At 64.7% G+C, this 1099-nt stretch carries 1 protein-coding gene; it reads right to left on the reverse strand.

The window, feature by feature from the left end; genetic code table 11:
* On the reverse strand, positions 1-1020 hold a 1020-nt coding region (locus Q0176_RS07940; RefSeq protein ID WP_299301212.1), incomplete at its 3' end, for an ABC transporter ATP-binding protein.
* Positions 1021-1099: the final 79 nt, after the last annotated feature.

The raw sequence follows: 1099 nt of genomic DNA on the forward strand, positions 1-1099 counted from the left end.
AAGCAAGGCCCCATCCTCACCATACAGCGCGTACCCCACGCACAGCGCCGGGTCCGGGACCTCGACAATCCCCTCGATCTCGACCCAAACCTTGTCCTTGCGTTCCACAGGACCCGAGATCGCCTTCCCATCCTCCCCGTAGAGGCCGAAGCGCAGCGGCTTGAACCAGGGGTTCTCGAAGAGGCTGCCCGGGTTCCTCCACTCGGCCGTCGCGCTCGTATCCCTGGAGACGTTCAGGTACTCCCGCACCCCGGCGGAGACGTCCGGCGTGTCCAGCGCCACCCGGCCCCGCTCCAGGCACACCACCCGATTACAGAGCTGCGAGACGGCCCCCATGTTGTGGCTGACGAACAGGATCGTCCGGCCCTGCTTATGGCTCACCTCGTCCATCTTGCCCATGCACTTCTTCTGGAACTCCGCGTCCCCCACCGCCAGGACCTCGTCGATCATCAGGATCTCCGTATCCAGGTGAGCGGCCACGGCGAAGGCCAGGCGCACGTACATGCCGCTGGAGTAGCGCTTCACCGGCGTGTCCAAAAACTTCTCCACCCCCGCGAAGTCCACGATGGCGTCGAAGTTCCGCCGAATCTCCGCCTTGCTCATCCCAAGGATGGCGCCGTTCAGATAGATGTTCTCCCGCCCCGTCAGCTCGGGGTGAAAGCCCGTCCCGACCTCCAGCAGGCTGGCGACGCGCCCCCTGAGGGACACGCGCCCCGTCGTGGGCTCCGTGATGCGGCTCAGGATCTTGAGCAGCGTGGACTTGCCCGCCCCGTTGCGCCCGATAACCCCGACGCGCTCCCCCTCCTCGACCTCGAAGGAGAGGTCCGACAAGGCCCAGAAATCCTCGACGGCCGGATTTTCCCCCCCCGCGCTCCTCGCGAAAGGATGGCGCAGCCTGCACCCCAGGCGTTTCGCCCGGTCGACCAGCACGTCCCGCAGCGCGATGTAGCGCTGCGGCGATTTGTGCGCCAACAGGTACTTCTTGCCCAATCCCTCGATCTTGATAACGGTGTTCGTCATTTACAGCTCCTTACAGGCAGGATCAGGTGAAAGGAGATCACGATATACGATCCCCCGCGTCATGGGGGAAAGCTCCCGG

This window comes from uncultured Fretibacterium sp. (assembly GCF_938040765.1).
Taxonomy (GTDB): Bacteria; Synergistota; Synergistia; order Synergistales; family Aminobacteriaceae; genus CAJPSE01.